The 23,577-nt window shown below is 69.8% G+C and carries 25 protein-coding genes; 15 read left to right on the forward strand and 10 right to left on the reverse strand.

What is annotated here, in order from left to right:
- Positions 1-86: 86 nt before the first annotated feature.
- Positions 87-1,259, forward strand: coding sequence for a pyridoxal phosphate-dependent aminotransferase (locus tag ABZ459_RS36305; RefSeq protein WP_357980156.1), 1,173 nt, complete (start codon positions 87-89; stop codon positions 1,257-1,259).
- 96 nt (positions 1,260-1,355) lie between these two features.
- Here ABZ459_RS36305 and ABZ459_RS36310 read toward each other — a convergent pair whose 3' ends face one another.
- The 3 genes from ABZ459_RS36310 to ABZ459_RS36320 all read right to left on the reverse strand — a co-directional run bounded on the left by ABZ459_RS36310 (position 1,356) and on the right by ABZ459_RS36320 (position 2,863).
- Complete coding sequence (locus tag ABZ459_RS36310) at positions 1,356-1,499, reverse strand: hypothetical protein (protein WP_357980159.1); 144 nt, start codon at positions 1,497-1,499, stop codon at positions 1,356-1,358.
- 49 nt (positions 1,500-1,548) lie between these two features.
- Entirely contained in the window at positions 1,549-1,776 is a 228-nt protein-coding gene (locus tag ABZ459_RS36315) for a hypothetical protein (RefSeq protein WP_357980161.1), read from the reverse strand.
- A gap of 283 nt (positions 1,777-2,059) precedes the next feature.
- On the reverse strand, positions 2,060-2,863 hold the full coding sequence (locus ABZ459_RS36320; protein ID WP_357980164.1) for an alpha/beta fold hydrolase: 804 nt from the start codon (positions 2,861-2,863) through the stop codon (positions 2,060-2,062).
- 351 nt (positions 2,864-3,214) lie between these two features.
- Here ABZ459_RS36320 and ABZ459_RS36325 point away from each other — a divergent pair, with 351 nt between their 5' ends.
- The gene (locus tag ABZ459_RS36325; protein ID WP_357980167.1) at positions 3,215-4,042 is read left to right on the forward strand and encodes an alpha/beta hydrolase; all 828 of its coding nucleotides are present in this window, start codon (positions 3,215-3,217) and stop codon (positions 4,040-4,042) included.
- Between the two features lie 206 nt (positions 4,043-4,248).
- On the opposite strand, the gene ABZ459_RS36330 is transcribed toward ABZ459_RS36325, so the two are convergent.
- On the reverse strand, positions 4,249-5,364 hold the full coding sequence (locus ABZ459_RS36330; protein WP_357980170.1) for an ROK family transcriptional regulator: 1,116 nt from the start codon (positions 5,362-5,364) through the stop codon (positions 4,249-4,251).
- 99 nt (positions 5,365-5,463) lie between these two features.
- Between ABZ459_RS36330 and ABZ459_RS36335 the strand changes: the two genes are divergently transcribed.
- The 4 genes from ABZ459_RS36335 to ABZ459_RS36350 are packed head-to-tail and all read left to right on the forward strand — an operon-like array spanning position 5,464 to position 9,715.
- On the forward strand, positions 5,464-6,717 hold the full coding sequence (locus ABZ459_RS36335; RefSeq protein WP_357980173.1) for a sugar ABC transporter substrate-binding protein: 1,254 nt from the start codon (positions 5,464-5,466) through the stop codon (positions 6,715-6,717).
- Entirely contained in the window at positions 6,714-7,550 is an 837-nt protein-coding gene (locus tag ABZ459_RS36340) for a sugar ABC transporter permease (RefSeq protein WP_357980176.1), read from the forward strand. The genes ABZ459_RS36335 and ABZ459_RS36340 overlap by 4 nt, the downstream gene beginning before the upstream one ends.
- Positions 7,540-8,361: a carbohydrate ABC transporter permease gene (locus ABZ459_RS36345; protein WP_357980179.1), complete on the forward strand. Its 822-nt coding sequence runs from the start codon at positions 7,540-7,542 to the stop codon at positions 8,359-8,361. The genes ABZ459_RS36340 and ABZ459_RS36345 overlap by 11 nt, the downstream gene beginning before the upstream one ends.
- A 10-nt stretch (positions 8,362-8,371) precedes the next feature.
- Positions 8,372-9,715 carry an alpha-L-fucosidase gene (locus ABZ459_RS36350; RefSeq protein WP_357980182.1) on the forward strand — a complete coding sequence of 448 codons (1,344 nt, stop codon included), beginning with the start codon at positions 8,372-8,374 and terminating at the stop codon, positions 9,713-9,715.
- 51 nt (positions 9,716-9,766) lie between these two features.
- On the opposite strand, the gene ABZ459_RS36355 is transcribed toward ABZ459_RS36350, so the two are convergent.
- A complete protein-coding gene (locus ABZ459_RS36355) occupies positions 9,767-10,120 on the reverse strand; it encodes a VOC family protein (protein ID WP_357980185.1) in 354 nt (117 codons plus the stop codon).
- Positions 10,121-10,259: 139 nt separating this feature from the next.
- Here ABZ459_RS36355 and ABZ459_RS36360 point away from each other — a divergent pair, with 139 nt between their 5' ends.
- Complete coding sequence (locus ABZ459_RS36360; protein WP_357980188.1) at positions 10,260-10,784, forward strand: DUF4241 domain-containing protein; 525 nt, start codon at positions 10,260-10,262, stop codon at positions 10,782-10,784.
- A gap of 24 nt (positions 10,785-10,808) precedes the next feature.
- Here the strand turns inward: ABZ459_RS36360 and ABZ459_RS36365 are convergent, their stop codons facing one another.
- From ABZ459_RS36365 to ABZ459_RS36375, 3 genes are all read right to left on the reverse strand, one after another.
- Complete coding sequence (locus ABZ459_RS36365; protein ID WP_357980191.1) at positions 10,809-11,099, reverse strand: hypothetical protein; 291 nt, start codon at positions 11,097-11,099, stop codon at positions 10,809-10,811.
- A 64-nt stretch (positions 11,100-11,163) separates the two neighbouring features.
- The gene (locus ABZ459_RS36370; protein WP_357980194.1) at positions 11,164-11,904 is read right to left on the reverse strand and encodes an Imm52 family immunity protein; all 741 of its coding nucleotides are present in this window, start codon (positions 11,902-11,904) and stop codon (positions 11,164-11,166) included.
- Positions 11,905-11,906: 2 nt separating this feature from the next.
- The gene (locus tag ABZ459_RS36375) at positions 11,907-13,532 is read right to left on the reverse strand and encodes a Tox-REase-5 domain-containing protein (protein WP_357980197.1); all 1,626 of its coding nucleotides are present in this window, start codon (positions 13,530-13,532) and stop codon (positions 11,907-11,909) included.
- Positions 13,533-14,129: 597 nt separating this feature from the next.
- Here ABZ459_RS36375 and ABZ459_RS36380 point away from each other — a divergent pair.
- Together ABZ459_RS36380 and ABZ459_RS36385 are read left to right on the forward strand one after the other, a co-directional pair.
- Positions 14,130-14,630: a SigE family RNA polymerase sigma factor gene (locus ABZ459_RS36380; RefSeq protein WP_357980200.1), complete on the forward strand. Its 501-nt coding sequence runs from the start codon at positions 14,130-14,132 to the stop codon at positions 14,628-14,630.
- Entirely contained in the window at positions 14,627-15,499 is an 873-nt protein-coding gene (locus tag ABZ459_RS36385; protein ID WP_357980202.1) for a PASTA domain-containing protein, read from the forward strand. The genes ABZ459_RS36380 and ABZ459_RS36385 overlap by 4 nt, the downstream gene beginning before the upstream one ends.
- Positions 15,500-15,753: 254 nt before the next feature.
- On the opposite strand, the gene ABZ459_RS36390 is transcribed toward ABZ459_RS36385, so the two are convergent.
- Positions 15,754-16,776: a glycerophosphodiester phosphodiesterase family protein gene (locus tag ABZ459_RS36390; RefSeq protein WP_357980205.1), complete on the reverse strand. Its 1,023-nt coding sequence runs from the start codon at positions 16,774-16,776 to the stop codon at positions 15,754-15,756.
- 622 nt (positions 16,777-17,398) lie between these two features.
- Positions 17,399-18,007: a TetR/AcrR family transcriptional regulator gene (locus tag ABZ459_RS36395; RefSeq protein ID WP_357980208.1), complete on the reverse strand. Its 609-nt coding sequence runs from the start codon at positions 18,005-18,007 to the stop codon at positions 17,399-17,401.
- 140 nt (positions 18,008-18,147) lie between these two features.
- Between ABZ459_RS36395 and ABZ459_RS36400 the strand changes: the two genes are divergently transcribed.
- The 6 genes from ABZ459_RS36400 to ABZ459_RS36425 all read left to right on the forward strand — a co-directional run bounded on the left by ABZ459_RS36400 (position 18,148) and on the right by ABZ459_RS36425 (position 23,484).
- Positions 18,148-18,939 carry a cyclase family protein gene (locus ABZ459_RS36400; protein WP_357980211.1) on the forward strand — a complete coding sequence of 264 codons (792 nt, stop codon included), beginning with the start codon at positions 18,148-18,150 and terminating at the stop codon, positions 18,937-18,939.
- Between the two features lie 43 nt (positions 18,940-18,982).
- The gene (locus ABZ459_RS36405) at positions 18,983-19,915 is read left to right on the forward strand and encodes a fumarylacetoacetate hydrolase family protein (protein ID WP_357980215.1); all 933 of its coding nucleotides are present in this window, start codon (positions 18,983-18,985) and stop codon (positions 19,913-19,915) included.
- Between the two features lie 316 nt (positions 19,916-20,231).
- Positions 20,232-21,032, forward strand: coding sequence for a pentapeptide repeat-containing protein (locus ABZ459_RS36410; RefSeq protein WP_357980218.1), 801 nt, complete (start codon positions 20,232-20,234; stop codon positions 21,030-21,032).
- 72 nt (positions 21,033-21,104) lie between these two features.
- Complete coding sequence (locus tag ABZ459_RS36415) at positions 21,105-21,596, forward strand: DUF3500 domain-containing protein (RefSeq protein ID WP_357980221.1); 492 nt, start codon at positions 21,105-21,107, stop codon at positions 21,594-21,596.
- 23 nt (positions 21,597-21,619) lie between these two features.
- Positions 21,620-21,856 carry a hypothetical protein gene (locus ABZ459_RS36420; protein ID WP_357980224.1) on the forward strand — a complete coding sequence of 79 codons (237 nt, stop codon included), beginning with the start codon at positions 21,620-21,622 and terminating at the stop codon, positions 21,854-21,856.
- 302 nt (positions 21,857-22,158) lie between these two features.
- The gene (locus tag ABZ459_RS36425) at positions 22,159-23,484 is read left to right on the forward strand and encodes a serine/threonine-protein kinase (protein WP_357980227.1); all 1,326 of its coding nucleotides are present in this window, start codon (positions 22,159-22,161) and stop codon (positions 23,482-23,484) included.
- Positions 23,485-23,577: the final 93 nt, after the last annotated feature.

Consider the following 23,577-nt stretch of genomic DNA (forward strand, 5'->3'; position numbering starts at 1 on the left):
AGCGTTGGTACAGCAGCTCCGGCCGTTCTGCTCCATTAGAGATATTTATTCTTGTTGTTGATATCTCAGTGTGCCATGCTTCGTCCATGCAGCGACGTGCCTCGAACTCCTGGGCCCTTCCCGCGGCGAGCGACTTCCCGGCGCTGGGGGCGATGAGCACACGTGCCCGCGCGGAGCGCAGCGCACGCGACGGTGTGCGGATGCTCCCGCTCGCGGGCGCCCCGATCCTGCCCATGCCCGAGCACGTACGGCGGGCGGTGGCGGGCGCGATGGACCGGCCAGACCCGCGCAACACCCGCGGCCTGCCGGAACTGCGCGCCGCGATAGCCGCCGAACTGGAGCGTGAGCACGGCCTGCGCGTCGATCCCGAGCGCCGCCTGCTGATCACCCACGGAGCGATGCAGGGGCTTTCCCTCGTGCTGCGCACGGTGCTCGCGCCGGGCGACGAGGTGATCGTGCCGACGCCCACCTACTTCTTCGACGGCGCCGTCCGCGAGTCCGGCGCGACGCCCGTCGGCGTCCCGTCCCGCGAGAGCGACGGCTGGGCGCTCGACCTGGCCGGCCTGGAGGCCGCCGTCACGAGCCGCAGCCGGGCCGTGCTGCTGTGCAATCCGACCAACCCGACGGGCTATCTCCCCGACGCCGCCACCCTCGCGGCCGTGGTCGACCTCGCCGCCCGCCACGGGCTCCTCGTCATCTCCGACGACTCATGGCAGCACTTCACGTACGACGGCCACGGCTACCACCCGGTGGAGGCGTTCGCCGATCGCTGGCCGCACCTGGTCACCGTCACCAGCCTCAGCAAGTACTACGCGCTGGCGAGCTGGCGGCTCGGCTACGTCCTGGCGCCGCCGCCGATCGTCGACGCGCTCCACCGCCGCTTCGAGTGGGAGGCGGTGTGCTGCGGAGTGGTTCCGCAGCAGGCCGCCGTCGCCGCCCTCACCGGCCCGCGCGACTGGCTCGACCTGGCGCTCTCCACCTACCAGGCCAAACGCGACCTCGTCTGCGACGGCATCGCCGCGAGCGGCTTCCCGCCGCCCGTGCGGCCCACGGGCGGCGCCTTCCTGCTCGCCGACTGCTCACGCCTCGGTGAGACCCCGGCCGCCATCGACCGGGCGCTCCTGCGGAACGGCATCGCGACCGTACGCGGCGCCGACATGCACGCTCCTGACACCCATGTCCGCATCACGTTCGGCTCGGACGAGCGAACGCTCGCCGAGCTGATCCACGGCCTCGAACGGGCCCGCCAGGAGTCCTGAGGTGCGTGGGGAAGCACGATGAGGCATAAAGCGGGAGCATCGGGCGTCGGAACACAGTCGAGCGCTCCTGCCCGCTCGGCCGAGCGCCAGGTGCCTCTAAGTCGCGGGGATGGCCATCCCGGTCAGCAGCGCGGCCGCCGGCGCCGTGACCGCCACGCGCCGGAAGACCTTGCCGCGGCCGGCCGGGCGCTGGTGCACGCCGAAGGCGCGCGGCTGCGGACCCGTCAGCCGACCGGCCACCGTGTGGTGGTCGGTTCACCGCGTCGGGACTGTGGACGGTGAGCCGCGTCTATTGGTGGGGGATGTCCACGCCGGCGGAGCGTAGTTTCGCCTCGACCAGCGTGGTCAGCCGGGCCATGGCCGACGCCTGGTCCTCGGCGGCCCAGCAGTCCTTGTTCAAGGCGACGAACCGAGTGTCGTCGAGGACGTGCTCGGCCTTGGTGAGATGGTCGTCGAAGCCGTCGGGGACCAGGGGCCCTGGCCGGCACCATGCCCTCGCGGTAGGCCGCCACCTCATCCGGGGTGAAGCCGAGGTCGGCGGCCCGCTCCAGCAGCGCGCAGGCCCGGTCGGGCAACAGGGCCCGGTCACTGTTGGCGAGCCGGTCCAGCGAGTCGCCGCGCGCGATCAGCTCCTCGATCCGCTCGGTCAGCCGCCGTTTGACCTCGGCCAGGCGGACGGCGAACCGCTCCGGATCGGCATCGAGCAGGGCAGCGATGCCGGTGGTAGTGGCGGACGGTCTTGATCGTGACGCCGGCGAAGGCCGCCGCCTGGCCGATCGTGACGCCGCTGGTCATGGTCGTCAGCGACTTTCGCGGGTGAGGGCGGCGAGCTCGCGGGTGGCCTCGGCGATGGCACGGAAATCCTTGCGCACGATCGTGCCGTGGTTGCCGGCGACCTTCGCGCCTATCGTGAGGTTCGGGTTGCGGGCGAGCACAGGGTTGAGAGTAGTGCGCATCTGCTCCTGCTCGTCATTCTTGCTTCCCAGGGCCTCCCCCGAGCCGACCACGTACCGGATCGGGACCGTCAGGCTGTCGAGGACCGGTTCGAGGGCGGCGTGCAGGATGTGGGCCTCGATGTTGATCTCGGCATGCTGTGCGGCACTCATCCGCGCGGCGTTGCCGATGAGGCGCGCCATCGGCAACGCCCATCGGGCCCTGTGGAACAGCCTCCGGATGCGTTCGTGGCCGGCCTCGTCGGTCCACCCGGACGGAAAGGGGCCGTCGACCCCGACCACGCCGGCGACGCGGCCCGGATGCCGGGCGGCCCAGTGGACCCCGAGCAAGGCGCCGTAGGACCAGCCCACCAGGAGCGGCCGTTCCACCCGCCTGGCTTTCAGGACGGCGTCGAGATCCCGGACGCAGGCCTCGAAGGAGTAGTCCGCCGACTTCTTCGATCTGCCGCGAGCCCGCTCGTCGTAGGTGATGTGCCGCCACCCCGGCCCCAGGGCGTTGATGACGGGCCGCCAGTGCCGCTGGCTCGCGTAGGAACCGTTCAGGTAGACCACGGGGATGCCTGACCCGCCGGTGTCGGTCACGGCCAGTGCGCTGTCCTCCACCGGCAACAGGCCCTTCCAGCCCAGGTGGGCAGCGTTCGAGTTCGCCATGCCACCAGCGTCACCCTTGACCCTAGGGTCAAGGTCAAGCCGCGTCTCGCGCGGCCTCCGAGACTGGAGGACTCCATCGCGGTTCCCGATCCCGTCCCCGAAGGGGAGCAAGGGGGTGGTGACGGCGGCGCGGCGATGCGCGGCTTCTTACAGGAGCTGCAGGAAGATCAGGGGCCGTTGCAGCTGGAAACGCCGCCGACCAGCCCATCTGCCGCTCCACTACACGGTGTGTCCCTGGCGCACTCCGGCCGGACTCGTGGTGCAGCCGTCATGGTGACGGCCGCGCGGGTTTCGACTCCGCGGGAACATTTGTCCAAGACTGGCGGTCGGCCGCCCGTGCACAGTCGCCCTATGAGTGAATACGACATTGAGCACCCGCATGGCATGCACGTGGTCCATGACGGCCCGCGGCAGGCGCCGCCGTTGCTGCTCATCCACGGGTCGGGGGCCTCGGGCGGTTTCTGGGGTCCGGTGGTCCCGGCGCTGGCCGGCCGCCATCACGTCATCCGGGTCGACCTGCCGGGTTGCGGCCAGTCCCCGCCCGCGCCGTCGTATGACGTGCCCGCGCAGGCGGGTCAGGTGGCGGCGCTGCTGGACGACCATGGGCTTCGTCATGTCGCCGTGGCCGGGCACTCCAGCGGCGGCTACGTCGCCACCGCGCTCGCCGAGCAACGTCCCGACCTCGTCGGTTCGCTTTCGTTGATCAGTAGCGGCCCGAGTCCGGATGCGCTCCTCCGGCAGCCGTTCATTCTCCGGGTGCTGCTGGCCCCGCCGTTGGGCCCGCTCATTTGGCCGAGGCGTTCGGACGCGATGATCCGCAAGGGGATCAGCTCGATGGCCGTCCGCCCGGTGGACCTCCCGGACGACGTGGTCGCCGACGTACGGGGCATCACCTACCGCGTGATGCGGACGGTGCTGCGCCAGAACACCGCCTACATCGCCGAACGGAGCGTGCCCGAGCGTCTGGCCGCCCTCGGGGTGCCCGTACAGGTGATCTTCGGCGCTGCCGACCCCCGCTGGAAGCCGTCGTCGGCGCACCGGTACGACGCGGTGCCGGACGCCCGGGTCGAGCTGCTGCCCGGCGTCGGGCACCTGCCCATGCTGGAAGCGCCCGAGACGATCGGCGAACTGCTGCTGAGCTTCACGGCAACGGGGCCGCCGACCACCCGTAACGCCTGATGCCCAGACTGGCCATGTGTTGCCGACCGGGACGTCACCCGACCGGGCCTGAGGGAGACGTCGCGATCCCGCGCCCATTTGCCGGAAAGTCTCGCGGCCCCGCGGCGCGCCCGGCAGCTGCCGATGTGGACGGTCGGCGGTGACGAACGTCATCGCCGGGGCCGTGACCTCCCAGGACACGCCGGACGCGGAGAAGGAGCCGCCGGTCAGCGGGCGGCGACCGTGGCCGACAAGGCCAAGGTGGCGGCGCCTCGGGCATGGCCGCTGTCGTCCCAGGGGCGGACCATGATCTCCACTCCCGACAGCACGCCGCTCTCCACCGCCGGCCGGAACCCGGGCTCCAGATACGGCCACAGCACGTGGCTCTCGCCGATCACCGCCAGCGCCCGTACGGCCAGGACGTTCACCACGCCCGCGGCCGCCCTCCCGAGCGCCGCCCCCGCCTCGGCCATCAGGTCGCGCACGCCCGGCACGTCCGCGGCGGCCAGCCGGGGCAGCTCGGCCACCGGCACCGGCGCCGGCGTCAGCCCGCGCTCGTACGCGCGGGCGGCCAGGGCGTAGTCGGCCGCGTAGGACTCCAGGCAGCCGTGCCGCCCGCACACGCAGGGCGGCCCCTGCGGGTCGATCGGCACGTGTCCGAACTCGCCCGCGACGCCGTCGGGCCCGCGATGGATGCGCCGCCCGAGCACGATGCCCATGCCGATGCCGCCGCCGACGGCCAGCACCAGGAAGTCGTCGTGGTCGCACCCGGCGCCGAACAGCAGCTCGGCGCTGGTGCTGGCGCGGGTGTCGTTGTCGATGAGGACGGGGACCGGCAGGCGTTCGGCCAGCAGGGGCCGCAGCGGCAGGTCCGACCAGCCCAGGTGCGGCGAGATGCGCACGATCCCCCTGGCCTGGTCGATCACGCCGGGGACGGCCAGGCCGATGCCGCGCACCCGGCCACCGGCGGCGGGGTCGGCCAGCTCGCGGGCGCACACGGCGGCGAGCTGCCCGACGGGGTCGGCGCGGGGGTCGAAGGGCACCGTGAAGCGGCGCGCCTCGCTGCCGTTGAGCCGCATGAGCACGCCGACCACGTGCGTGTGGTGCACCCGCAGGCCGAGCGTGTACGCGGCGTCCGGCACCAGCTCAAGGGGCACTTTCGGGCGACCGCGCCCGGCCGCCTGCGGCGCCAGCTCGCGTACGTAGCCGAGCTCGATCAGGCGCCGGGTGTGCTCGGTCACGGTCGCCGCGCCGAGCCCCAGCCTGAGGGCGAGCTGCGTGCGGTTGAGCGGCCCGGACCCGAGCGTCGTCAGGATCTCCGTCCTGGCCAGGTCCTCGCGCATCCGCGGTCCTCCCTCTTGACGTCTGTTCCGGAGCAAGCCTAGGGTTCCGCATCATAATAAATTCGACCCCGAAAAATATACCTTGACGGAGGTCCCCCCATGAAGGCACTCCTGGCCGCGGGGCTCGTACTCCTCGCCGGCGTCACCGCGTGCGGCGGCGGCGGCGCGGGCACGGCGGGCGGCGCCAAACAGGACGACGGTACGGTCACCCTCGACTGGGAGATGTGGGCGGGCAGCGAGGAGGAGAAAGCCCAGCTCGACCACCTGGCCAAGCTGGTCACCCAGCAGGACCCGAAGATCAGGATCAACCTGCGGACCGCGCCCTTCAACGCCTACTTCACCAAGCTGCAGACCGAGTTCGCCGCGGGCGAGCAGCCGTGCCTGGTCTCCATGCAGAGCCTGCGCCTGGGCGCCTACGCCGATCTCCTCGAACCCCTCACCGCTCCCGAAGGCTTCGCCCCGGCGGCGCTGGACGCGCTGAAGATGAACGGCCGGCAACTGGCCCTCCCCTACGACCTGGGCCCGATGCTCCTCTACTACAACAAGGACGCCTTCGCCAAGGCCGGCCTGGCCGAGCCCAAGCCCGGCTGGACCACCGCCGACTTCGAGCAGGCCGCCAAGAAGCTGACCGCCGGCGGCAAGTACGGGTTCGGCATGTCCTTCTCCGACCTGCACCTGCTGTCGATGCTGCTGTCCTACAACGGCGCCAAGCCGGTCACCGACGACGTGAAGCTGCAGCTCGACAGCGAGCCCATGGTCGCGGCCACCACCTGGTACGCGGGCCTGGCCGGGAACAAGGCGGCCAGCGTGCCGGCCGGGTCGGCGGAGCTGGGCTGGGGCGAGACGCAGTTCGTCAACGGCAACGCCATGATGGCGGTCGACGGCTCCTGGAACATCGGATCCACGATCAAGGACGCCAAGTTCCGGGTGGGCATCGCGCAGCTTCCCGCCGGGTCAGGGGGCGCGAAGACGTACGTGGCCAACTCCGGGTTCGGGGTGGCCAAGGGCTGCCCGTACAAGGAGCAGGCGGTCAAGGCGGTCTCCGTGCTCAGCGGCAAGCAGGCGCAGGCGTACCTGGCGGGCGAGGGGCGCGGTTTCCCCGCGATGACCTCCGAGCAGCCGGCGTACGAGAACTTCCTGGTCGGCAAGAACCAGGACAAGGCCGACGACGTGCGGGCGGCGGTGTCGGCGGTCAAGGAGGCGGTGTCCGGCGGCGTGCCGCTGTTCACCACCAAGAACTGGGACGACGTCACCAAGCTCATGGCCCAGCACCTGCTCCAGGTCTACACCGGCGCGAGCGGCGCCAAGGAGGCGCTCGCCACCATCCAGCAGCAGGGGGCGCGCGGGCAGTGAGGTCACGAGAGCAGTGGAGCGCGCTGGGGTTCGCCACGCCCAGCGTGCTCGGGCTCGGGTTGTTCACCCTGTTCCCGGTCGGCATGGCCGTGGTGATGAGCTTCTTCGACTGGCCGATGCTGGGCGGGAGCAGCTTCATCGGCCTGGAGAACTTCCGCTACCTGTTCGGCGAGGACCCCGCCTTCCTGTCCGCGCTGCGCAACACGTTCGTCTTCACCGGCCTGTACGTGCCGCTCAACATCGTCCTGGCGCTGGCGCTGGCGTTCTGGATCAGCAGGTCGCGGTGGCAGAACCTGTGGCGGGTGCTGTTCTTCATCCCGGCGATCACGCCGATGGTGGCCAACGCGGTCATCTGGAAGCTGCTGTTCCAGATGGTCGGCACCGAGCCGAACCTGCTGGCCGACGGGCGCACCGCGCTGGTGTCGGTGGTGGCCATGAGCGTCTGGCAGGGGTTCGGGTACAACCTGATCGTCTTCTCCGCGGCGATCAACGAGATGTCGCCGTCGGTCCTGGAGGCGGCCTCGCTCGACGGGGCCACGGGGCTGCGCAAGCTGGTCAGCGTGCAGCTCCCGCTGATCTCGCCGGCGCTGTTCTTCGCCACGACGATGACGGTGATCAACTCGTTGCAGGTGTTCACGCAGCCGTACATCCTCACGGCCGGCGGGCCTGGCAACGCCACGGAGACGCTCGTCATGACCGTCTACCAGGCCGGGTTCCAGTCGCGCGAGCTCGGGCTGGCGGCGGCGGGCGCGTGGGTGCTGTTCGCGATCATCCTGCTCGTGACCGCCGCGCAGTTCCTCGGGCAGAGGCGGTGGGTGCACTATGAGAGTTAGATCCGTCGTCTCCCACGTGCTGCTGGCGGCGGTGACGCTGGCCTTCCTCTATCCGCTGATCTTCGCGGTGGCCACCGCGCTGAAGCCGGCAGGCGAGACGTTCAGCGATCCCGGGTCGCTGGTCGGCTCGCGGATCCGGTGGCAGAACTTCGGCGACGTGTTCACGTACGTGCCGTTCCAGCGCTACATCCTCAACGGTGTGCTGGTGGCGGGCGTGGGCACGCTGGTCGTGCTGGCCGCCTCCGCCCTGTCCGCCTACGCCTTCGCCTCGCTGCGCTGGCGCGGCCGGGACGGCGTCTTCCTGCTGTTCCTGGCCACGTTGATGGTGCCGCAGGAGGTGCTGGTCGTGCCCATGTTCATCCTCATGCAGAAGTTCGGCTGGGTGGACAGCTACCAGTCGCTGATCTTCCCGTGGGCCTTCACCGCGTTCGGGACGTTCCTGCTGCGGCAGTTCTTCCGCTCGGTGCCGCGCGAGATGCAGGAGGCGGCGCGCATCGACAGCGCGAGCGAGGCGCGGATCTTCCTGTCCATCATGCTCCCGCTGGCCAGGCCCGCGCTCGGGGTGCTGGCCGTGTTCACCTTCATCAACTACTGGAACAGCTTCCTGTGGCCGCTCATCATGGTCAACGACGTGACCGAGCGCGGCACCGTGCCGCTCGGCCTGCAGTTGTTCTTCGGCCAGAACGGCAATCAGTGGCATCTGGTGATGGCCGCCTCCATCGTGTCCATCCTGCCGACGCTGTTGCTCCTCCTCGCCCTTCAGAAGCATCTGGTCAAGGGCATCGCCACCGCCGGTCTCGCCGGCCGCTGAAAGGACCATAGTGCTGTTTTTCGACCGCCGTGTAGGCCCCGACCTGGGCGCCGACTACCCGGCGAGGGACGTGCCCGACTGGTACAGGGACGCCAAGTTCGGCGTCTTCGTCCACTGGGGGCTGTACTCGGTGCCCGCGTGGGCGACCGCCCGGCTACCCGGCGAGCACGTGCCCGTGGAGCTGGAATTCAGCTACCACCAGTACGCCGAATGGCACGCCAACACCGTCCGCATCCCCGGCTCGCCCGCCCGCGCCTTCCACGAGCGGGAGTACGGGGTCGGCACCCCGTACGAGGACCTGGCCGACTCCTGGCGGGCGGAGGCGTTCGACCCGGCGGCCTGGATGCGGCTGATCGCAGGGTCCGGCGCGCGCTACGTCGTGCCCACGGCCAAGCACCACGACGGGTTCTGCCTGTGGGACACCGCCACCACGGCCTTCAGCAGCGCGCGCCGCGGCCCCCGCCGCGACCTGATCGCCGAGCTGGACCGCGCCGCCCGGGCGGCGGGCCTGCGGTTCGGCCTGTACTACTCCGGGGCGCTGGACTGGCACGTGTCCGACTTCCCGCCGATCCAGTCGATGACGGACCTGTTCACGCTGCGCCGCAACGACGAGGCGTTCGCGCGCTACTGCTTCGAGCAGGCCATGGAGCTGATCGACCGGCACTCCCCCGACGTGCTGTGGAACGACATCGACTGGCCCGACTCGGGCAAGGCGGCCGGGCCGCACAGCCTGCAGGCGCTGTTCGAGCACTACTACGAGCGGGTGCCCGAGGGGATCGTGAACGACCGCTGGGGCGTGCCGCACCTGGGCTCGCGCACCCGCGAGTACGTCTCCGAGCAGCAGACCTCCCCGTGGGTGTGGGAGGCCACGCGCGGGCTCGGCCAGTCGTTCGGCTTCAACCGGGCCGAGGACGAGCGGCACCTCGTCCGGCCGGACGAGCTCGTCCACCTGCTGGTCGACACCGTCGCCAAGAACGGCAACCTGCTGCTCAACATCGGGCCGCGGGCCGACGGCTCGCTGCCGGAGTCCCAGGTCGAACGGCTGCGCCACCTGGGCGCCTGGCTGGCGGCCCACGGCGAGGCGATCTACGGCACCCGGCCGTGGGTCCGGCACGCCGAGCCCGTCGGCGACCCGGTCCGCTACACCGCCGGCCCCGACGGCGCCCTCCACGTGATCGCCCTGGACCCGGCCGCGGGACGGCTGACGCTCGCCGGCGACCTGGTCGAACGGGCGCGGGCCGGGGCCACCTGGGGTGATGGCCCGGCCGCGGTGGACCGTTCCGGCGGGGTCGTCGTCCCGGAGGCGTTGCGCGGGCTGCCGGCCGCCGTCCTCAGGCTGGCGCCCGGCGCCTGAACGGGGGACGCGAACTCGCGGGCCGGGGCCCGAATAACTGCCGGCCTCCGCTCAGTTCTTCCGCTCACCCAGGACGCAGAACTCGTTGCCCTCCGGGTCGAGGAGGGTCACCCAGTGCTGCTCGTCCTGCACGGTGTCGACGTGCCGGGCACCGAGGGAGAGCAGCCGGGCGACCTCGGCCTCCTGGTCGTCGGGGCGGAAGTCGGGGTGGAGCCGGTTCTTCGACGTCTTGCCCTCGGGGACAGGCACGAAGAGCAGCCCCGGCATCCGGTCCGGCTCAGGCCGGATCTCGATGATCTCCTCAGTCTCGTCGACCACAACCCAGCCGAGAGCTTCGGCCCACCAGCGCCCGAGAGCGACGGGGTCGGCGGAGTCGACGATGATCTGTTCCCATTCCAGTGCCATGGGCTTGAGCATAGACAGGACCGGCGGCCCGGCCCCGAAGGGGTCGATATCCCGGCTCGGCCCGCACCGGACGGCCACGGGGCACGATCCGAGCAGCAAACCATGGAAGGATCATCCGGCGAACGAGGGGGCCGGATAGGTGCCGGCGCACCAGTGTGACAGGAGAAGCCAGCGGTATCCGTTGCGGCTGTCGGTCGTGCGGTTCACCGATGATCCCGAGCACGTACGGGTCTGCGCAGCCGTACTGGTCGTGCAGGAGGCGGCCGTCACTCGCTGGGAGCCGGCGCTGATTCCCGGACAGGATCCCGCCGACCTCGGCGAGGGCGAGTTCTTCGGTTTCGGGGTCGACGGCGGGATGGGGTGCCTCTTCGACGCGTCGCTACTGGACCACTTCGCCGCCGTCCTGGACGACAGCGACTACAACAAGGCCGGCTGGGTCGAACTGCTGTGCGGCGACGGCCCCGACCCCCTCGTCTCCGGAACACGGACCGTGACGCTGTCCGGCCCGACCGGCGAGCCGTCCCTGACCGCGTTCGAGTCCGGTTTCGGCGATGGCGCCTACCCGGTGTGGTTCGGCCGCGACGGCAGCGGCGGGATCACCGCGGTGGTTGTCGACTTCCTCGTCCTCAACGAGGCCGAACGCCTCGATCCCATCGGGCCTTGACGGGTTGTCTTGGAACTCAACGGATCACAGACAGTCGTTCAGGAGTGAGCTGTTCTCCCGCTTCCTGCCAGGTCGTGACGGAGGTTTCCCGGGAGGCGCGGCCGCTCCACTCCTGGAGAAGAGCGAATCCTCAGGCCCATGCTCAAGGAGCTTGAACGCCTTCCCGACGGGGTTCCACACCCTGCCGTCACCGGATGGGACGCCGAACCCGAACACGGTCTCGCCGACCTGCCCCACGGACAGTCCCTCGTCGTGGAAGCGGCCGACGATCTCGTCGACTACGCCGACGCTGCCGGGAGAGTAGTCCAGGTCCACGCAGTCGACGTCGCGGGCGGCATGGACGATGTCGGCGGCGAAGCGAGAGGCGTCATCGAACGATTCACCAGGTCCCGCGGTCGTCGGGCACGGGCGTGAACGCGGGCGAGGCGGCGAGCGTTTGATCAAGCCGGACAACTGGGTCATCACTGCTCGCGCGGGTCACCTCCGCCCTCAGATCGATGAGCACACCGCCGTCCAGGGAAGTGATCGTCCCCTCGTCCAGGGCCGGGGCCTCGGCCCAGCGGCGGGCCGACAGGTAGGTCGCGTATCCGGCTCGCAGGTCGGACGGCCGCAGCGACCGATGTTCCTTGAGGCGGGCCCACAGTTGTGCGTTGCCCGCGTCCCCCCAGTCGATGTCCCAGTGCTCGGCGACGATGGCGAGGAGGCTGGCGGCGACCTCCCAGCCGTGCGCCGCCACTGCTTCGCCCTGCATCGTCACCGTGATGCTGTTGCGGACCTCTGAGCCTTCGGCGTGCGAGCCCACGGTTCCGCGGAACACGATGCTTCCCTCGTGCGGCGCGGTGCTCCAAGCGGAAAGGGTGAACCCCAGCTCCGCCTTCGTGGCACCGAGTTCCACCTCCAGGTACTCGTTGAGGCGCGCCATTTCGGCGAGCAGGCCTTCTGCGTCGGGCCTGAGCGCAGGAGGAGCCTTCTCATCCTCGTCCAGCGGCGAGTGCCATGTGGTGAACAGCTCGGGAGCGGCGCGCTGAAGCCTCGCCAAGCAGGCGGCCCAGCGTTCGGCGCAGTCCTGCGCCGACTGCCGGCGAGGACCCCAGAATCCCCGCACCAGAATCTTGCGCACGATTATCTGATCTTCCAGTTCATCGGCTGATGGACGACCTCGATGTTGATGCCCTCTTCTTCGAAGAACTCCCTGACGGCATTGGCCACCCGTTCGTTGGAGAACCTCCACTCGATGGACTTGCCGGTCCCCTTGGCGGCCTCGATCTGTCGATTGGCCTGAGCCTTGAGCTTGTCCGCCCGCTTCTTGATGAGGTTTCCATGCTCGTCAAGAGCCTTACTGTAGCCAAGCTTGGAATCCAGGAGGACTCCCCGAGGGCCGTCGTACCCGTCGAACTTGACGCCGTTGACCTTGTACTCGCGGCTGATCCGAACGCCCGTGACCTGCTCCTGGTAACGCATCCAGTGCTTGCGCTCGGCGTAGTTGATCTTGACCCATCTGCCCGGTCCGCCGCCGGTCGTGCCCACCCGCGGCGTCTTCAGAACGCGGGCGTCGGTCACGATGTCGTTCGTGTCAGAGCCGGCAGGGGGGATTGCCTGCTGTTCCGCCTCCAGCGCCTTGATGGTGGCCGGGATCTCGGCTTTGACGAGGGCCCGGGCGAATCCGGTGGACTGCGCGCGGACGCTGTGGTTGCGGTTGGTGGCGGCGTAGTAGGAGACGCTGCAGGTGACGTCCGCTTCGCCGTTCGGAGGGATGGAGACCTGCCGCCGACATGAGCCGACCGGCCTCCCGTCCAGCTGGAAGTCGATGATGACGTCGGCGGTGATCGCGCCGACCTTGAGATAGGGGCTGTCGAGCTTTACCCGGTTGCTGATCGTGATGGTGGCGGTGCAGCCGCTGTTGTTACAGGGGGACAGCCTTCCGGAGCTCGCCGCCGAGAAGGCCACGCTGGAGTCGATGGCGCCCTTGAGTGCCTTGGCTTCCTGCTTGAGCTGGTCGATGAACGTCCGTGCCTGCGCACCCGTCATCGCGGAGACGGTGATGTTCAACCGGAAATCGTCACGCCATCGCGCCGGCCGCACGACGAGGGCGCCGCCGGAGAGACCGGTGCCGGTGATACGAGGGGTGGGAGGCGCCGGACCGCCGCCGGATGCCCCGGAATCGATGCGGACGATCTGGTACGGAGCAGTCGTCGTCACATAGATGGCGCCGATCGGCGCAGTCACCTTGCGCGCCTGGACGCCGTTGACCTTGGTGACCGGGCCGCTCGACAAGTCGACCTGTCCGGACAGGCCCAGCAGCCGGGCAAGACTGGGCGGGGCGAGCAGCTTCGACAGCGCGAAACCGGCGGGTCCGGTGCTCATCTTGACCCAGCGCTTGGCGTACTCCTTGCTCAGGCGCGCGGTGGCGCCGTTCTTGCGCCAGTAGCCCGGTCCGGCCTTCACATAGGTGCTGCCGCCGGCGGTGAAGATCCTGATCTTCTGACCGCTCACGGTCACCGTGCCCGCCGTCGACCCCCTTGAGGTGATCTTGACGTCGAGGCCCAGCTGCTGGCCGTGGTCGGCCAGCGTTCCCTTGTAGTGGGCCGCCGGCAGCCCGGCCAGATGGCTGATCGCGCTGTTGACCTCCGTGGTCGCAGCAGGGCCTGCCGTGTTCGCCGGGCGGGTCAAGCCGGGCGGGCGACCGAGGCCGCTGATCAGAACGGTGAGCGCGACGGCCACCGCGGCCACCGCGGCCAGCGCCGCCACCGCTCCTCCGGCGACGAGGAACCACGTCCGGCGACGATTCGGCGTCCGTCGGCCGACCGGCGGGCCACCCGGGACCGGCGGTCCCGGGAAAGGAACGCCGGGAAAGGAAGGGCCGGGAGGTGGCAAGCCGGACACGGGAGGACCGGTAGGCGGTGCCGGCCCGGACGTGGGAGGACCCGTAGGCGGTGGCAGTTCTTCGCCCGGGCGATTCTCAGGCATGTCGCTCATCCCCCGCGACCTCGCTTCGTCAGCCCGTGGAGGTGCAACGTGATCGTCCGCGTGATCGCCACCCCAGTCAAGCCCCGAGATGCCGGACGGGTCCGCTACTCCTTCGAAGAGCGGGGCCTCGGCGGGTGGAGGAGCTCGGCCGGGCCGCGCCGGTACGAGGAGCCGGGACTCTACTGGCAAGCATTGGCGCTGAGCCGCGGCAGCACGTGCGCCACTCCTTCAGCAGCGACCGCTCCCGAGCCCAAGCTGACCATCGGAGCCGGCGTCCCAGCGCGCGGACGGCGTCGTCGCCTGACCTCGACTCTTCGGAAGGCACTCAACCTCCGGGCGGGCTCGCGCGTTGGGGAGGGCGAAAGGGGACCTTCACTGATGACAGATGACGACGAGGCTGCCTTCGACGACTTCCTCGCCACCAGAAGCACCTCGTTGCTGCGTACCGCGATCCTGGTGTGCGGGGCGACGCGGCACGACGCCGAGGACCTGGTCCAGCACGCGCTGGAGAAGGTCTACCGGAACTGGCCGCGGATCAGGCACGACAACCCCGAGGCGTATGCGAGGAAGGTCGTCGTGAACGCGGCGGTCAGCAGGGCGCGGCGGCGCAGGGTCGTCCAGGAGATCATGTTCGCCCGGCCGCCCGAGACCGCCGCCGACTCTCCCGACCTCGACCTGCGCGACACGCTCATCGGTGAGCTGCGCAGGCTGCCGCCCAGGATGCGCGCCGTGCTCGTCCTGCGCTACTGGGAGGACCAGTCCGAGCAGGCCACCGCGGCGCTGCTCGGCTGCTCGGTCGGGACGGTCAAGAGCCAGGCCGCGCGCGGGCTTGCCAGGATCCGCCAGAACATGGATGTCGTAAGGGAAGTGACGAGATGACGATCGAGGACGACCTTGCCGAGGCCATGGCGGCGCACGTCGCCGAGGTTCAGGCCGGGCCCGGACTGGGCAGTGCCGTACGCCGGGGGCATCGCGCCCGCGTGACGAGGCTCCGCGTGGCGGGGGCGGTGATCGTCACGGCGGCCGTGGCCGTGACCGTGCCGGTGATGCTGAATCCCGGCGAACCCGCCGGCACCGGCGAGAACGGCGTCGTGATGCGCGACGACGTGACCGTGCCCGACGTGACGGGCCGGCGCGCCACCGAGGCGGCCAAGGCGCTCCGCGACGCCGGGCTGAAGGTCGCGCTCGCCGGGATGCGGAGCGACAACGGCCTGGTGGGCACGCAGGAACCGGCTGCCGGCAAGGTCGTCGCGCGGGGCAGTACGGTCACGCTCCACGTCCAGTTGCCGCCCGCGCCGACGCCGCAGGCCCTGGGCGACCTCGGCGACGGGCGGAAGTTCGGCGGCATCCAGCTCACCTACCTGCCGGACGGGCTCGAATGGGGCAAATGGTCCAAGGACGACGTGGTCGGCCCCGGCAGGAGCTACACCACCAGTTTCCGGAAGCCGGGCCTCCAGCAGGCCGGCTACGCCGTCCAGGTGATCGTGGCCCATGGCGCGTCCGCGGACGCCCTGTACGACTTCCGGCCGGAACGGCAGGCCGAGACGGTGGACCTCGGCGGCAGGCCGGCGCGGCTGTCCAGGGACGGCGACTCGGGGGCCGCCGGCGGCCCGGTCACGCCCTCGGTCACCTGGAAGCTCCGCAAGGATCTGGCCGTCAAGGTGCTCCTCGGCCCCGAGTACGCCAAGGAGATCGACGCCATGAGTGAGTTGAGGAAGATCGCGAAAGGCGTCCGCCCGGTGCAGTGACGCGCGGCGTCCTGCTCCCGAAGCTGTCCCAGCCGTCAGGTAGCGCTGAACGGACAGAACAGCGGTTCTTCTGTCCGGTCCTGGGAACGGCACAGCCGCAAGTCAACGCCACTTCGGGGCTGGGGACAGCTTCGGTTCGGAGAGTGAGGGTGGGGCCGGCGGGTTTTCCTCACCGGCCGCGGACCGGCACGGTGGCCCGACAAAGCCTCGGGCGAGCCACCTGCTTCGCGAGACCGCCGAAGGACGGCCGACGGTTACTTGGCGTAGGACTTGGGCAGGCGCATGCCGCGCTCGGCCATGATCTGCCGGACCCGGTCCGGGTAGTCGGTGATGATGCCGTCGATGCCCATGTCGATGAGGGCCGCGATGGTGGCCGGGTCGTCGCACGTCCACGGGATGACCTTCAGACCGCGCTCGTGCGCGTCCGACACCATCTTCTCGGTGACGTAGAAGCGGAAGGCGGGATCGCTGATCGTGCCGTTCTGGGGAAAGCCGTACACCGGGGACAGGGCGGTGACACCCGGGATGCTGCCGGCGGCGCTGACGAAGTCGCCGCCGAAGTCGTCGGCGTCGATCCCGCCGAGCCAGGGGGAAGCGCCCGGCTTGCCGACCTGGAGGAAGTCGTAGTTGGTCAGGGCCACCAGCGGCCATTCCGGCGCGAGCCGGTGCATCTCCATCAACGCGCCCCAGTCGAAGGACTGGATGGTGACCTGGTCCTCGATGCCCGAGGCGCGGATCTCCTCGAACACGCGGCGGACGAACAGCTCGCGCGGCGCGGTCTGCTGCGGTGCGCCGGCTTCGACCTTGGTCTCGATGTTCAGCTTGACCTGCTTGGCCCGGCGAGCCCTGACGAGGTTCAGCACGTCCTTGAGTTCGACCATCCGAAAGCCGTCGACCACCTCCTGTTCGGGGAAGCCGGGCAACTGCCGGTACCCGCAGTTCATGGTCTTGATCTGGGCCAGGGTCAGGTCCTTGATGAACTTGCCGACGTAGGGGAACATCGGGTCCCCCGGGGTGAGGGGCGCGGTGTCCTGGCACTTCTGGGCGCTGATCTGCCGGTCGTGGTTGACCACCACCTTCAGGTCCTTGGTCACATGGGTGTCCAGCTCAAGGGTGCTGACCCCGAGGCGCAGGGCCTTGGTGAACCCCTCAAGTGACTCCTCGGTCGTCATGCCGAGGCCGCCGCGGTGGGCTTGCAAGTCGAAGTGGGTCTTCTGGGGCAGCACGCCGGGGCCGTCGGCCGTCGAGGCGTGGGCGGCCGCCGGAGCGGCGAGCACGGAAACGAAGGCCAGACCTGCCAGGGCACGGCGACAATGCACGGGATGTTCCGCTCTGTAAAGGTGTGAAATGACCTTGGCGAGGTTAGAGGCCCGTCCGTCCTTCGCTGCGGCGACGGCGTGATGAGGTCATGAACGTTCGCAGAACGGCCAGGAACGCCGGTTTCCTCTCAAAGGCCGCGAGTACGGTGCCGAGGGCGGCACCTTGATCACGCTTTGTGTCGGGCGTGATCGCGGGAGACGATCTTCGCGCACGACGACTCCGGCAATGTACTCCATTGCAGCACCCTTCCCCGGCACGACCTCGACGATCCGCCGTCCTGCGGCATGAGGCGGTGCGGCCGTCGTCATGTCCGGCGGCGTGCGACGGTGACGACGGCCCCGTGCAGCAGGTCGGTCGCCAAGGTGTGCCGCAGGATGTGGGCGCTTCCTCTGCTGCGGCCGTGAGGATGTCCCGCCGAGGCGGAGCCAGGCGTGGTCGTCGTCGTAGTGACTTCCCCTCCCTTTGTGCGCAGTCCAGGCCGGCATCCCGGGGACGGTTTCGTTGCCTCAGGCGAGCTGAGCGAGAACGTGCGGACACCACGGATCCACCTGCGAGCCGCTTCTCCCACGCAGGCAGGGGTCAGGTGTCGGACGGGGCGCGGGGCTCGGTGTCGGAGAGCGCGTCGGTGTAGATGCCCGTCATCGCCGTCACGGCCCGCCGGCGGTCCAGGCCCGGGTCCAGCCGGTGCTGGATGTTGATGCCCAGGGTTCCGCCGAGCAGCGCCGCCGCGACGGCCTCCGGATCGGCGACCCGCGCACCGGCCGCACGCAGGTGGTCGGCGTACAGGCCGCGGATCTTGGCGTACTCCTCGGCGTACGTCGCGCGCAGGGCCGAATCACGGCTCACCGCCTCGATCAGGAGCGTCGAGTAGATGCGCGCCTCGGGACGGGACATCAGCGCGAAGTTCGCCTCGATCAGCGCCTCGACCCCGCCCTGCGGCCCGGCCGCCGCGAGGAGCTCGCCCATGAACTCCGTGCCCCATCGGAACGCCTCCTCGACCACCGCCTTCAGCAGTCCGTCCTTGGAGCCGAAGTGCCAGGCCACGGAGCCACGACTGATGCCGGAACGCTCGGCCACCGCCTGGACGGACGCCGCCGCGGCGCCGCCCTCGGCGGCCAGCTCCCATGCGGCGGCCACCAGCCGTCGCCGGGTCTCGGCGGAGATCTCCTGTTTGCGGGTCGCACCCACGTTGTGTCCTTCCCGATGTCGTGGCCGCCTGACGTGGCCGATTCTGTCACGCCGACCGGCCCGTGCCGGGCCGCCGGGCACTTGCCTATGTTATTCGTCCAGTTCTATGCTGACCGTCCAATAACTTAGGAGGAGCCGTCATGGAACTGATCGACCTGACCAGGACGCTGGACCCCGCCGACCGCGAGCTGCTTCCCGAGCAGCTGCGCCCCCTCGCCCCGGTGATCGCGCCGTCCATCACCTACGCCCACCCCGCCGGCGAGGGCCGTGAGCAGTTCGCCGCCGCCATGCACTGCGGCGTCGAGGACCTGCCCGACGGCGAAGGCTGGGGCGCGGAACTGCTGACCGACTTCAACACCCACCTCGGCACCCACGTCGACGCCCCCCTGCACTACGGCTCGACCTGCGAAGGCAGGCCCGCCCGTACCATCACCGACATCGCCCTGGACGAGCTGTGGTGCGAGGCGCTCGTGCTGGACCTGCGGGGGCGCTGCGAGCTCGACGCCCCGATCACCGTCGAGGCGCTGGAGTCCGCCCTCGCCGACAACGGCGCCCCGGTTCCGGCCCGCGGCGCGGTCCTGCTGCGCACCGGCCAGGAGCGGTACGGCCTGTCCGACCCCGAGTTCTTCCGCTACCCGGGGATGAGCCGGGAGTCGACGCTCTTCCTGGCCGGTCTTGGGGCCAAGGTCCTCGGCACGGACGCCGGGGGCTGGGACCTGAGCTTCGCCGTGATGGCACGCAGGTTCCGCGAGAGCGGCGACAGCTCCGTGCTGTGGGACGGCCACCGGGCCGGCCGTGAGCGGGAGGTCTTCATCGTCCAGCAGCTGACCAACCTGGCCGCGCTGCCCCCGTCGGGATTCCGGGTGGCCTTCTTCCCGATCAAGATCGCCCACGCGAGCGCCGCCCCGGCCCGCGTCGTGGCCTTCGTCTGACCCTGCCCCGCTTTCCGCCCCCTCCAGAGAAGAGGAACCGACCGTGAAACTCGCGACCGTCGAGCACGAGGGCGCCGAACGGACCGCACTCGTACTCGACCAGGGCGAACGCCTCCTGCTGCTCGACCGCGCCCACCACCTGCTGACCGGCGAGCACTCCCCCGCGCTGACCACCATGCAGGCGATCATCGACGGCGGCGAACCCGTGTGGCAGACCCTGGAACGGCTCGCCGGACAGGCCCCGGACGAGGCGGTCGTCGCCGCGTCCGCGCTGCGCTGGCTGTCCCCGCTGCCCCGGCCCGTGCAGATCCGGGACTTCGGCGGCTTCATGGACCACTTCCGCAACGCCCGCGCCCGGATCCAGGGCATACCGGCCGACCGGGTCGAACTGCCCGCCGTCATGCTCGAACGGCCCCTGTACCACCTCACCAACCGGCTCGCGGTGGCCGGCCACGACAGCGACATCACCTGGCCCGCCTACTCCTCGGTGCGCGACTACGAGCTGGAGTTCGCCTGCGTACTCGGCCGCGGCGGCACGGACATCACCGTGGCGGACGCCCCGGCGCACATCTTCGGCTACACGATCTTCAACGACTTCAGCGCCCGCGACACCCAACTGGAGGAGATCGCCACCGGCCTGGGCCTGAGCAAGAGCAAGGACTTCACCGACGCGAACGTCCTCGGCCCGTGGATCACCACCACCGACGAGGTCGGCGATCCCTACCGGCTCGCCATGACCGCCCGCATCAACGGCGAGGAGGTCAGCCGCGGCACCACCGCCGACATGCACCACACCTTCGCCGACATGATCGCCTTCGCCTCCCGGTCGACCCGGCTGCACGCCGGCGAGGTCCTCGGCTCGGGCACCGTGCCCACCGGCTGCGGGCTGGAACACGGCCGCTTCCTCGAACCCGGCGACACCGTGGAACTCGAAGTCTCCGGCCTCGGCATCCTGCGCAACCGGGTGGTGTCATGAACCGCGAAGCACCGATCCTCGGCGTCGGCGCCACCCCGACCGACGTCGGACGGTCCGAAAGCGGCGTCGCTGACCTGAGTGAACTCAACCGCGTGTAGCTGGTTGCCCGACTCTTACCGACACCCCTGTATGAGGGGAACCCACTGGTATGCGCATCGTCGATGGCACTGATGGCCATGTGATGGCCACAGCCGCCTCGTCAGCGGCCAGCCCGGACGCCAGCCCCACGGCGGCCGTCCAGACCCGTCACGGGAGTTCGTCGGGAGCGAGGCTCCTTGACATGCATGGCGCATCCGAGAGAGGGTGCCCGGCTTCGGTGAGCTCGCGCGTGGCCGTACGGCCGGACCGGCTACTGTCGATCAACCCGGCATCCCGCGGGAACCTCCGCCCTTCCCGGCACGCGGATACGGGGCCGAGCGCCAAGCCCCTCCTGGAGCCGCCATGTGCGGAGCAGGGCCAGACCACCGAGCGGTTCGGCCGCGCGGTCGAGCAACTCGGCAACCGTGCACTCGATGTCCGCGTCGGCGGGATCTACGCCCTCGAACGCATCATGCACGACTCGCCGCAAGACCAGCCCGCGATCATCGACGTGCTGACCGCGTTCGTTCGCGGACACTCCGCGCAGCGGGGCTCCCCGCCCCTGATCACCGATGTGGGCGCGGAAAGGCTGCTGCCTGCGGCGCTCGCCGACATCCAGGCGGCGCTGAACGTCATCGGGCGCCGCGACCACACGCGCAACGGTTCCCACAAGATCGACCTGAGCTACGCCAAGCTTTTCGGTGCCGACCTGAGTGACGCGTATCTTGTCGGCGCGGACCTGGAGGGCGTCGATCTCACTGGTGCGACCATGTTCCGGGCGAACCTGACCAAAGCCCACCTACTCAACGCGAAACTGTCCTATACGGCGTGCCGGTGGGCCAACTTCAGCAACGCCGGCATGGTCAAAGCGGTCCTGACGAACACGTTCCTGTACGACGCGAAGCTGGACGGCGCGGTCCTGCAGTTCGCCACCCTGAACCGTACATTCCTCGGTGGAGCGACTTTGCAGGGCACGGACTTGCGACACGCAACCATCACAAACCCCAGCGGGGCGAACTTCGCCGGCGCCGTCCGCTGAGCGGCCGACCACTCCAGCTCTGCGGCCGAGGGCTCCTCGGCTCTTCGGCAGGCCTGGCAACCGCGTCTGGGCGTGGCGGTTCGGAGGCCACCACATCTCACTGAACAATGTGATCATCTGTGCCGACCGGCCAGGGCTGGGTTGCCAGGAAGCTCTTTGCGACCTCTTCAAGGGGTCGAGGAAGCAGCACGTGAATTGTTACGGACATTCAGTGACAGCCAGTTTCGACAGGCGCTTCTCCATATGTACACCGAAGCCGACCACGCGTGTGGCGATCACCATTCCACCCAAGGCGTCAGCGCCTGGGGCCTGGACGCGGAACCACATCACCTATTACGGCGCCTTCTCAGCCGCTACACCGCGCGCGCGCCTCATGCCCTCGATTCCGTGCTCGACGAGAGCCATTTCGCCTGGGCGGGACACACTGACGAGGGTCAACCACACTATTACCGGATTCAAAGCGACGGCATCCTGGTCGAGTACAACTACACCCAGCGGAATGGTCACCATGCCCACTCGGTCGGCTTGAGCAAGATGCCGTTGCACGCAACGTTCCCGGGCTGATCGCCGTCTTCAGGTTCGGGCTCATGGTCAGCGTGGCCCGCCCGATCGCCGACATCGACACCCCGCCCACTCCCCTCATGCGCTGGCGCCTGGACCGCCGGTGCGCCCTGCTGGTGGCGTTCAGCACCGCGATCCCCATGAGCATGGTGCTGGGTTTCCAGAACGGCCGTACCCACGGCCTGCCGACCGGGATCGTCACCGCCGCCGGGTTCGGCATCATGATCGCCCTCGGTTCCATCGCGGCGATATCCGGCATTTAGCGCACCGGCCTGCTTTTCGCCCAGCTCCGCATGCCGAGACTGTTTCCTCTGGGTGAGATGCGGTTCCTCAAAGACGCCCACCGACGTCATGTGCCGCGCGGGTGGGATTGGCGGTCGCGGACGCGGCGGTGGCCGAGCTGCGCCTTTCGCGGCGCCAGGTGTACGTGCTGCTGGGGCGGTGGCGTGCGGGCGAAGGCGTCGTCTCAGATCTGCCTCCCCGGTGCTGGGGCCGGTTCCGGAATACAACAGGCTTTGGAATCATCGACTCCCGCGCTATCCTCCACCCCCACAGAAGCGGTGCCATGACCACCTCCTTGCACGACGGCGACCCCGCACAGATCGGCCCCTACCGCATCCATACCCGGCTGGGCGGCGGCGGGATGGGACAGGTGTTCCTGGGCAGCTCCCCAGGCGGCCACACCGTCGCGGTCAAGATCGTGCACGCCGATCTGGCCGGTGACGCAGGCTTCCGGCGCCGCTTCGCCGATGAGGTGAAGGCCGCCCGCAGGGTGGGCGGCTTCTACACCGCCCCGGTCGTGGACGCCGACCCCGATGGGAACCCGCCGTGGCTGGCCACCGCCTATATCCCCGGCCCCACCCTGCGCCAGGCCGTTGCCGACCACGGCCCCCTGCCGATGGAGTCGGTGGCCGTGCTCGGCGCCGGGCTGGCCGAGGGGTTGGACGCCATACATGCCCAGAACGTGGTGCATCGCGACCTCAAACCCGCCAACGTCATCCTCACAGCGGACGGCCCCCGCCTCATCGACTTCGGCATCGCCCGGGCCCTGGACGCCACCTCCCACACCCGCACCTCCACCGTGCTGGGCACCGCCGCGTTCATGTCCCCTGAGCAGGCCACGGGCCAGACCGTCGGCTCGGCCTCGGACGTGTTCTCCCTCGGCTGCGTGCTCGCCTTCGCCGCGACCGGCCACAGCCCGTTCGGTGAGGGTCCCGTGCACGCGGTCGTCTACCGGGTCGTGCACGAGGAGCCGAACCTGTCGGACCTGCCCGCTCCCCTGACCGCTCTTGTGGCCGCCTGCCTGGCCAAGGACCCCGCTGCACGACCCACACTGCGGGCGCTGCTGGAAAAGCTGGCCGTCCTCGCCCCGCCCCGCTCACTACGTGCTGACGCGGCCTGGCTGCCGGACGCCGTCACCGAGGTCGTCACCCTGCACGCGACGCGCGTCCAGGCACCGGACACCCCGCCGCCCACCCCTCATGCGAACTCCACCGGGAACACACCCGCGAAGAAGGCACGGCGGCGGATGATCGGCTGGAAGGGTGCGGCGGCGGCCGGGCTCGCCTTTCTGACCCTCGCCCCCGCTGCCGTCGTGCTGCACGACGGCGGCACATATCGCTTCTCCAACTGGGTGAATCGCGCACGGACGGACCCCGGCGTGCGCGATCTCGACGTGCGGGACTGTGCCGCCGACGTCGACGGCTCGTTGGTCGAGGTCCCCTGCGACTCCGCTGACGCCGACTACCGCGTCATCCTCCAACAGGACTGGGGGCAGGACTCGACACCCCCCAGCGATCCGAGCGAGACCTGCGAGGGCCTGGAGAACTGGGACCGTGCGGTAGAGACCCCGTCTTTCAACATCTGCTTGCTGCGCATCTCTGGCGATTGAAGGCGGGCCACCGATCCAGACACGGCAGGGTCGCGGCCGGAGCCGAGCCAGGTGGCCGCGCCCTTGCCTTGCGCAGCACCGACGCGACGCCCT

Source organism: Nonomuraea sp. NPDC005692 (assembly GCF_040631115.1).
GTDB lineage: Bacteria > Actinomycetota > Actinomycetes > Streptosporangiales > Streptosporangiaceae > Nonomuraea.